General features: G+C 41.1%; 7 protein-coding genes. 1 reads left to right on the forward strand and 6 read right to left on the reverse strand.

From position 1 onward, the window contains the following. Positions 1–78 precede the first annotated feature (78 nt). Entirely contained in the window at positions 79–1,116 is a 1,038-nt protein-coding gene (gene asnA, locus Q8907_08510) for an aspartate--ammonia ligase (protein MDP4274304.1), read from the reverse strand. Between the two features lie 164 nt (positions 1,117–1,280). Then, positions 1,281–2,900, reverse strand: a complete 1,620-nt coding sequence (gene asnB / locus Q8907_08515; protein MDP4274305.1) for an asparagine synthase B — start codon at positions 2,898–2,900, stop codon at positions 1,281–1,283. 285 nt (positions 2,901–3,185) lie between these two features. On the opposite strand from asnB, the gene Q8907_08520 reads away from it, so the two are divergent. Next, the gene (locus Q8907_08520; protein MDP4274306.1) at positions 3,186–3,647 is read left to right on the forward strand and encodes an Lrp/AsnC ligand binding domain-containing protein; all 462 of its coding nucleotides are present in this window, start codon (positions 3,186–3,188) and stop codon (positions 3,645–3,647) included. 80 nt (positions 3,648–3,727) lie between these two features. On the opposite strand, the gene Q8907_08525 is transcribed toward Q8907_08520, so the two are convergent. From Q8907_08525 to Q8907_08540, 4 genes are all read right to left on the reverse strand, one after another. Then, the gene (locus Q8907_08525; GenBank protein MDP4274307.1) at positions 3,728–5,044 is read right to left on the reverse strand and encodes a GWxTD domain-containing protein; all 1,317 of its coding nucleotides are present in this window, start codon (positions 5,042–5,044) and stop codon (positions 3,728–3,730) included. Between the two features lie 98 nt (positions 5,045–5,142). Then, positions 5,143–7,092, reverse strand: coding sequence for an ABC-F family ATP-binding cassette domain-containing protein (locus Q8907_08530; protein MDP4274308.1), 1,950 nt, complete (start codon positions 7,090–7,092; stop codon positions 5,143–5,145). A 110-nt stretch (positions 7,093–7,202) separates the two neighbouring features. After that, on the reverse strand, positions 7,203–7,898 hold the full coding sequence (locus Q8907_08535; GenBank protein MDP4274309.1) for a cytidylate kinase-like family protein: 696 nt from the start codon (positions 7,896–7,898) through the stop codon (positions 7,203–7,205). A gap of 76 nt (positions 7,899–7,974) precedes the next feature. Further along, on the reverse strand, positions 7,975–9,210 hold a 1,236-nt coding region (locus tag Q8907_08540; GenBank protein ID MDP4274310.1), incomplete at its 5' end, for a toprim domain-containing protein.

The following is a 9,210-nucleotide window of genomic DNA, read 5'->3' on the forward strand; positions in this document are numbered from 1 at the left end:
GAATCCTTCGGGTAGGGACATAAAAAAAATCCACGAAGAATAGAGCAGTTTTCCCGTGGATTTTTCAATTAAAGTATATTACAAAAGGATTACATTATGTTTTTCAAATTCCTGAACCATTTTTTCAGGCCAAATGCTGGATTGAATTTCCCCGATATGGGCTTTCTTCAGGAAGAACATGCAAAGTCTTGATTGCCCGATACCTCCTCCAATAGATAAGGGGAGTTCATTGTTCAGCAGGCGTCTGTGAAAATACAGTTCTTTTCTGTCCTCAGCCCCGGCAATTGCCAACTGACGGAGCATAGCTTCACGATCGACCCGGATCCCCATGGAGGAAACTTCAAAAGCCCCTTTTAAGATCGGGTTCCAGAATAAAATATCGCCATTTAAACCTTTATAACCATTTCCCGTTTCAGTCGACCAGTCGTCATAGTCGGGAGCCCGGCCATCGTGAATTTTGCCATCCGAAAGTTCTCCGCCTATTCCCATGATGAAAACAGCCCCATATTTTTCGGCAATTTTATCTTCCCTTTCTTTGGGCGAGAGATTGGGATACATTTTAAGCAAATCCTCACTCTGGATAAAAGTAATTTGATCGGGAAGCGAAGGTTTTATTTCAGGATAATTTTCACTGATGAAAAATTCAGTCCGCTTGAAACTGCCAAATATTCTCCTGACTACAAGCTTTAAGAAATCCAGGTTGTGTTCCCCGGTCGTGATCACGCGTTCCCAATCCCATTGGTCGACATAAATGGAGTGAAGATTATCCAGTACTTCATCCGGACGTACGGCGTTCATGTCGGTATAAAGTCCAAACCCGGGCTTCATTCCGTAATCTGCCAGTTTCAGTCTTTTCCATTTGGCCAGTGAATGGACTATTTCGGCATTTGCATCGTTCATGTCCTTGATGGCAAATGCTACCGGCCGTTCAACACCATTCAGGTCATCGTTTATTCCGGTGCCTTTAAGTACAAACAAAGGGGCGGTCACTCTTCTCAGGCGCAATTCTGAAGCAAAATCTGTCTGGAAAAAATCTTTTATCAGCTTAATTGCCTGTTCCGTCTTGTTTAATCCCAATAAAGGAGAATAATTTTCAGGGAAATAGATTCCATTCATTGTTTAAAGGATTAGTTGGTTACTGTTAACAATTATAAGATAAAAGTATAAATTTGGTTTCAAATTGCAAAATGATAAACAAAATAATAGCTGTTCTTTATTTGCAAATGCGAACAGCTATTCAGGGTTAAAATTGAGCTGAAAACAGAATACTTCATTCTGTTTTACAGTTGCATAACCTTTTCAAATTGTATATCTCCAACTTTGTGTTCGTGATTGTCGCATACCCTTCCTGAAGGATCGTCATTTTTCTGCCATTTGGGTACCCATTTCAGAACACTGTGTATAGCCGATTGTTCAGGGTAGAATTTTTCAAAAATGGTCCGGTAATAAAAAGCTTCTTTTGTTTTAGGCGTATTGTGGGGGAAACGCTTGGCAGCAGTGGCAAATTCCGCATCGCTGACCTGTTGGTTGCAGTAAGCCACTATTCCGTCAATCCAGCTGTAGCCTACGCCGTCGCTGAATTGCTCTTTTTGCCTCCAAAGAATGTTGTCCGGAAGATAAGGGTTTGCTTGGTCATCAAAGGCTTTTCTAAGCACATATTTTTCAGGTTTTCCTTTGGCCAGGTCTGGTCTTTTATCCTGTGGGCGGATACCCATTGCCACATCGATAAAATGCCTGTCCAGGAAAGGGACACGAACTTCAAGCCCATGAGCCATAGTTGATTTATCTGCCCTCAGGCAATCTGCTGTGGACAGGAGTTTGACCCTTCTGACGCATTCTTTCTGAAATTCATCATCAGAGGGGGCATTGTGAAAATAAAGATAGCCGCCGAAAATCTCATCTGAACCTTCACCCGACAAGACCACCTTAATGCCCATGTCTGTTATGGCTTTGGAAAGGAAATACATGGGAGTACTGGCGCGAATGGTTGTAATATCATAAGTTTCCAGGTGCCAGATGATTTTTTCGATAGCTTTGATCCCTTCTTCAACTGAAAAGTATACATCGTGATGTTCCGTTCCAATAAAATCGGCCACTTCTCTTGCAAACTTCATGTCGGGGGCATCAGGCCCCAGGCCTACAGAAAAGGAATGTAATTTTTGTCCGCTTCCTTTCAGCAGGCGTTGCGTAACAGCCGAGATGATGCTTGAATCCAGCCCTCCGGAAAGAAGAACGCCCAAAGGAACGTCACTCATCAAGCGTTTGCGGGTAGCCTCAACAAGGGCTTCCCTGAGCTTAACGTAGTCAATCGGTTCTTTTGTGGAATTTGGGTTTTCCCAAACAGGGTTGTAGTATTTGACAAATCCGGTTTCACCGGTATAATAGTATCCCGGGGGAAAAGGTTCAAACTGAGTGCACTGATCGGCAAGTGCTTTCATTTCCGATGCAAAATACAGGTTTCCATCTGCATCTTTGCCATAATATAAGGGTTTTACCCCGATAGGATCGCGGGCTACCATAAATTTATCGCCGTCCAGCACGACAAAGGCAAAGTCGCCGTCGAGCAGGTTGCAGAAATCATAGCCATATTCTTCGTAAAGATGAACGATTACTTCGGAATCGCAGGTAGTACGAAATGTATGATGTGCAAGTTGATTATCCCTTATTGCCTGGTGATTGAAAATTTCGCCATTATGCATCACCCAGGCATCGTCACTGCCCTGTATAGGTTGACGGCCGGTACTCAAATCAATAATTGAAAGTCGTTCATGACAAAGTACAGAACCCTTTTTATTCACGAAAATACCACTCTCATCTGGTCCACGATGTCTCATGCGTTTAGAAAGCTTCTGTACTTGGGAAGCATCTTTTTTGCCAATGACTGCCAAAATTCCACACATATTTTAATAATTTAAATATTTACTTTCAATTTAATTACTTAATTTTATGCCAAATTTCATTTTTAAAAGAAGCGAGGGGAAAAATCTATAAACTAAAAATCCTTAATTTAATATTTCTTTCCCGTTCACTTCTAATAATTACAAACTAAAAACAGTACAAAAATACTAATGTAAAAGTAAATTGCAAATAATAATTGCAAAAAAGTACAAAAAAAGAACATTTGCTTATAAATCGTAAGAATAGCTACTTATATTTGATATAAAATTTAAAAATTTGTAAATAAAATGGAAGAAATTTTACAAATCGATAGTTTGGACAGGAAAATTCTCTCAATTATAACCAGAAATGCCAGAACTCCTTTTCTGGAAGTAGGAAGAGAGTGTAATGTTTCTGGTGCAGCAATTCATCAGAGAGTGCAAAGGTTAATTAAGCTCGGGGTCATCACGGGTTCAGAGTTTATCATTGACCCTCAGAAGGTGGGTTATCATACCTGCGCATACATGGGAATTTACCTGGAAAAGGCCAGTTATTACAAGGATGTGGTGAAGAAGCTGGAGCAGATTCCCGAAATAACCGAATGTCATTACACCACTGGCGACTATACGATTTTTATTAAAATTTATGCCAAAGACAATGAGCATATAAAAAATATCATTGCCGATAAACTTCAGTCTATAACAGGAATAAGCAGGACAGAAACTTTTATATCTCTGGAAGAAAGTTTTAAGCGCCAATTACCGATTTAATTTACCTCGAAGATAAACAGGCATAAAAAAACATGACTGGAATCATCCGGCCATGTTTTTTCATTTCCTGGAGAGGATTTTTAATGTTGCTCTTCACCCAGGTTATATACTTTCCCGTGCCGCCAGGAATCTACGGCCTGCCGCCAGTGTGTGGTCAGGTTTTCTCCACGTTGCAGCACGTAAAAATTATTGCTGAACGGATTTTCCATTTTCTTAAAAGAAAAAGTAATGACCTGAGGATTTGATTTGTCGTAATAAGACCAGATTTCTTCATCAGGCTTTTTTACCAGGTTGTTGGGCAAGCCATAAATAATATAAATCATTCCTCGGTCTGTTTTCCAACCTTCACGGTCGGCTGTGAAATAATAGTTGGAGAAAAAGACCCGGTTATAAAATACCCTGATCAGTTCCCTGGATACATCGATGTTCTTTGAAGTCTTTATCCAAAAATTGTCTACGGCAGTTTTGGGATTGGAAATTGATTTGATCGCCTCAAACTCTGATGAATTGGTCAAATATTGAAGGGGGCCTATCATCTGATTGGCCCGTAATACCCTGGGGTAGGCACTTCCAAAGTTAAAAAGTGTAAGCCCTTTATTTTGAGCTGTATCCATTTGAAAGAAATACATCCCCTTATAGGGAAGTTTAAAGGCTATGGAATCAGAAAAAGGATATTTCCAGATGCTGTCCGGCTTGTCAAAACGGGTACCGACAGGGGTGGGGAAAAAGGCCGGCGGGGGTACGGGCTGTTCACTTTTGTAATATTTAATAAAAATGGCATTCTTGGAATTGCCTTGTCGGTAATGTATTGAAAAGACTTCGTTGCTGTCGGTATAGGAACTGAAAATAGGGAAATTGTCGTATCTTGAAATTACCTCAAAATTCTGGCTGTTAAATTCATTAGTTTTATCAACAATTAAAAAAGTGCGCTGCATGGTCTTTCTCAGAAGATCATTTGTTGTAACCGTCAGCAGATATTTCCTTCCTTCTTTGGCTTTAATGGGAATGAAGGCGAAAAAACGTTTCTGGAGTTTGCTGATGTCTATATTAAAATTATGGGAAGCACTGTCACAAATCTGCTTATTGTTCAGGTTTGTGGAAATATCAACCATTTGATAGGATATCTGCAGGGAGGCCTGTGTTTTGCGCTGCGGATTGGCCTGGTTAAAAAGCAGTTCGGTGGGGAAAACCTTGGACAACAGCAGGGAAGTACTATCAAAACTATGATATACCATGAATTCGGGATGTAACGGAGTACTTCCCGGATTGTAAATATTGGTCAGATTAAAGTTATCTTTTTTAGCGCCCCTTTTTTTTGTGCTTGCACAGGAAATGATCATCATTAGGGTCAGCAAAAAAATAAAGGTCAGTTTTACAACTGCTAATAATTTTTTCATAATCCTTTCCATGAATTATGGAAGCAAGTTACAAAAAATAAATAGTTACAATGAAATAATATGATCTAAAATGTATTGCTTTTGTAATTATTTGGTAATCAAATACTTACATTATTTGCATTTTGAAAATTTTGCAGGTCTTCATTTAATTTTTCCCATTGATCCATTTCTTTTTGGAGATTTTTTTTCAAAAGAGCGTAACGGTCAAAAAGTTCATTATCGTTTATTTTTTCAGGATTGGCCATTTGCCCGTCAATTTCAGCAATTTCTTTTTCGTACTGCTCAATTTCCTTTTCACTTTTGCTGATTTGACTGGTGATTTTCCTTAGTTCACGATCATACTCTTTTTTCTCTTCATAAGTCATTTTGTTTTGACTGATTTTTGAAGGAGAAGGGGGAATGACCGTTTCTACCTCCTTTCTTTCGAGTTCGTGAAGGTTGTCCAGTTTTTTCTTTTGAAGGAAATCGTAAATCCCGCCGATAAATTGTTTTATTTTTTTGCTTTTAAATTCATAGACCTTGCTGACCAACCCGTCGAGGAACTGCCTGTCGTGCGATACCAGGATGATGGTTCCGTTGTATTGGAGCAGGGCCTGTTTTAAGGTGTCCTTGGATCTCATGTCCATGTGGTTGGTAGGTTCATCGAGCAAAAGCAGGTTGTAAGGCTGGAGCAGCAGTTTAGCCATAGCCAGCCGGGAACGTTCGCCTCCGGAGAGAACCTTCACCTTTTTATCTATATCTTCCCCTCTGAACAGAAAAGAACCCAAAATATCGCGGACTTTAGTACGGATATCCCCTACGGCTATTTCATCAAGGGTTTCAAAGACTGTAGCTTCGCCATCCATTATTTCATCCTGGTTTTGGGCAAAGTAACCAATGTTTACATTATGGCCTACTTTTAGCAGTCCTTCATGCTCGGTTTCGCCCATGATAATTTTGGACAGGGTTGATTTACCTTCGCCGTTTCTGCCGACGAAGGCAATATGTTCGCCCCTTTCCACCACCAGGTCAACCTTATCGAGTATCAGTTTGGGGCCATATCTTTTACTTAGTTCCTTCACTTCAACCACCACGGTACCTGAGCGCGGGGCAGGAGGGAACTTGACGTGAATGGCCGAAAGGTCTTCTTCATCGACTTCAAGCCGTTCAATTTTTTCCAATTGTTTAATCCTTGACTGGACCTGGACAGCTTTTGTAGGTTTATAGCGAAAACGCTCAATAAAGGCTTCGGTATCTGCAATCATCTTTTGCTGATTGCGATAAGCGGCAAGCTGCTGGGCCCTGCGTTCCTCACGCAGGATTACAAATTTTGAATAGGCAGCATCGTAGTCGTAAATCCTTCCCAGCGATATTTCAATGGTCCGGTTGGTTACATTGTCCAAAAAAGCCCGGTCGTGGGAGATTACCAATACGGCTCCGTTATAATCCTTCAGAAAGTCTTCCAGCCATTGGATGGATTCAATATCCAAATGGTTGGTGGGTTCATCGAGCAGAAAGACCCCGGGTTTGCGAAGCAGGATTTTTGCCAGTTCTATGCGCATTCTCCAGCCACCGCTGAAAGTGGTGGTGGGGCGGTCCAGTTCGTCGGGCATAAATCCCAGTCCCAGCAAGGTTTTTTCAACTTCACCTGTCATTGCGCCTCCGCCCAGCATCTCGAAGCGGTCGTTGTAATGGCTTAATTTCTCAATTAACTTCATGTACCCGTCCGATTCATAGTCGGTACGTTCGGTTAACTGCTTATTGATCTTCTGGATTTCTTTTTCAAGTTTAAGGGTTTCCTCAAAGGCAGAGCATGCTTCCTGCCTGACTGTTTTCCCATCGCGCAATACCATTTGTTGGGGGAGGTATCCTATGGAGGTATCCTCTGAAATGACAACTTCGCCTCCTTCAGGCTGTTGAAGACCGGCTATGATCTTGAGCATGGTAGATTTACCTGCCCCGTTTTTGCCTACCAATCCTATTCTGTCGTGTGGATTGATAATGAATGTAATATCGTTGAACAATTCAACAGAACCAAAATGTACTGTTAGCTGATTGACTGAAATCATCTGTAACTCTCTAATTGAAAATGCGCAAAGATAATAAGTTTTGAGTTATAAACGATTTTTTGCATTGTTGAGCCAATCGCCTGAAAGGAAAGGCAATGATGAAAGTTGAATTAATAAAGGTTTCTCAGTTCTATGGCTTTTGCAATAATTTGGGAGGTTTCTTCAACACTAAGGGTCATGCAGTTCAGTTTCAGGTCGTAGAGAGAATAATCGTCTTTTTTCCCCTGGAAGAATTCCCTGAATTCCTGTCTTTTTTTGTCAATTTCAAGGGCATATTTTCTTGCTTCCTCCATGTTGAGGTTGAATTTCTGGCTGACCATGATTTCCCTCCATTCGATAGGAGCTTCCAGATGTATATGAAAGGAACGTTCCATATCGCGGGTAATTGCTACGCCGCCACGGCCGATAATGATTACATGCCCTTTGCTTGCAAGGGCCATGATTACCTCGGCTATGGTTTTTTTTATTCTCCGGTCGCTTTTATAATATTTCGAAGCATGCGATTGCAAAATATCCCCAAACATGCCCCGAGATTCATAATTAAAGACATATTCAATATTGACCGGGTCGATGTTAAGCTCCTTGGCCGACTCGTACAGCAATTCCTTGCTGATCCATTTCCAGAGGGGCTCTTTACCTTTGGAAACGCGCATTTCGTTTAGTAATTCGCAAACACGTTGTGCTATCTTTTTTGCAGGACAGCCCACCAGCCGGGATATGGTAATTACCGGGCCCGGTTCGGTCTGTTTGGGTACAAGAGTCTTTTTGTACCTTTCAGACATGTATTTTTGCAGATCACCATCCATAATTTCCCGAATAATGTGATGAATAATAACTAAATATACAAAAAAAAATTGAATATTAGCTGGTTTTGGAGGACTATTAATATAGAATCACTCTCTCTTTGGAGAGCCTTTTCTTGCAATCATTCAATACCATGTATTTATCCTGGAGTTCTTCTATTTCTTCCAAGTCTTTTTCTTCCTGTGCGCGGATAAGTTGATTTTGGGTCTGGCGTAATACTGTTAAAATTTTTTGGTTTTTGAAGGACATGATGGTATCGAGTACCCATTTTTTTAAGGTATCGTCAAAAAGAATGTCTACTTTCCACATTTTACTCAGGTGATAGCTGTTGCTCAACAAATCGGCCGCCAGTTGTGCGATTTCTTTATCCGGATGATGCACAAAATATTTGTTATCGATGGGCGTATTTTGAGTGAGGGCTTGTTGGATTTCTTCATAGATTTGTTTGAAAACTGGATTTTGCAGTTCCAGTTCATCCGCGGTGAGTTCATGGATGATGTAGCTGGCTACAGAAATCTGTTGTGCATTCCCTTCTTCATCTTTCAGGACAAAAAGGATATTGTTTCCATAATTCAGTAAAAGCCTGATGATATCTTTTTCGATAATTTCTGAAGGATCAGAAATGACGATGGAAGAGGAAGATGCAGGCTCCTGACTTTTTTTCCCGCTTTCAGTTTTCTGCCAGCCGTATTTTTGCTCGGCTTTTGTTCTTCGTATTTTAGCAATTTCAGCATAAATCACCTGTTCGCCCACATCAAGATTGGCGGCACATTCCCTGACGTAAACAGAACGGGTAATAATGTCGGGAATAATGGCAATGCTCCTGACTACTTCTGCAATAAGACCGGCCTTTTTTATGGGATCGCCCTGTGTATCTTCGAGGAGGAGCTTTATTTTAAAGCTGATGAAATCGGACTCGTTTTGAGCGATGTATTGTTCAAATTCAGAGGCTCCGTGTTTCTGGGCAAAAGAATCAGGATCTTCACCATCCGGCAGTAAAAGGACCTTTACGTTCAGGCCTTCTTCGAGAACCATATCAATGCCCCTGATTGAGGCTTTTATACCGGCTGCATCCCCGTCATAAAGGATGGTCACATTGGGGGTAAACCGTTTCATCAGCCGTATCTGGTCAACCGTAAGGGAGGTTCCCGATGAGGCAATGGTATTTTCAATTCCTACCTGGTGCATGGAAATCACATCGGCATATCCTTCAACCAGATAGCATTTATTATGTTGCACGATGGCTTGCCGGGCCTGATACAAGCCGTAAAGGACCTTGCTCTTGTGATATATTTCGGATTCAGGCGAATTGAC

The organism is Bacteroidota bacterium, assembly GCA_030706565.1.
Lineage (GTDB): Bacteria > Bacteroidota > Bacteroidia > Bacteroidales > JAUZOH01 > JAUZOH01.

Bases quoted from the DNA above. Each gene is read 5' to 3' on its own strand.
- Q8907_08525 (MDP4274307.1), bottom strand. From the start codon at position 5,044: ATGAAAAAATTATTAGCAGTTGTAAAACTGACCTTTATTTTTTTGCTG.
- Q8907_08535 (MDP4274309.1), bottom strand. From the start codon at position 7,898: ATGGATGGTGATCTGCAAAAATACATGTCTGAAAGGTACAAAAAGACT.
- Q8907_08530 (MDP4274308.1), bottom strand. From the start codon at position 7,092: ATGATTTCAGTCAATCAGCTAACAGTACATTTTGGTTCTGTTGAATTG.
- asnA (MDP4274304.1), bottom strand. From the start codon at position 1,116: ATGAATGGAATCTATTTCCCTGAAAATTATTCTCCTTTATTGGGATTA.
- asnB (MDP4274305.1), bottom strand. From the start codon at position 2,900: ATGTGTGGAATTTTGGCAGTCATTGGCAAAAAAGATGCTTCCCAAGTA.
- Q8907_08520 (MDP4274306.1), top strand. From the start codon at position 3,186: ATGGAAGAAATTTTACAAATCGATAGTTTGGACAGGAAAATTCTCTCA.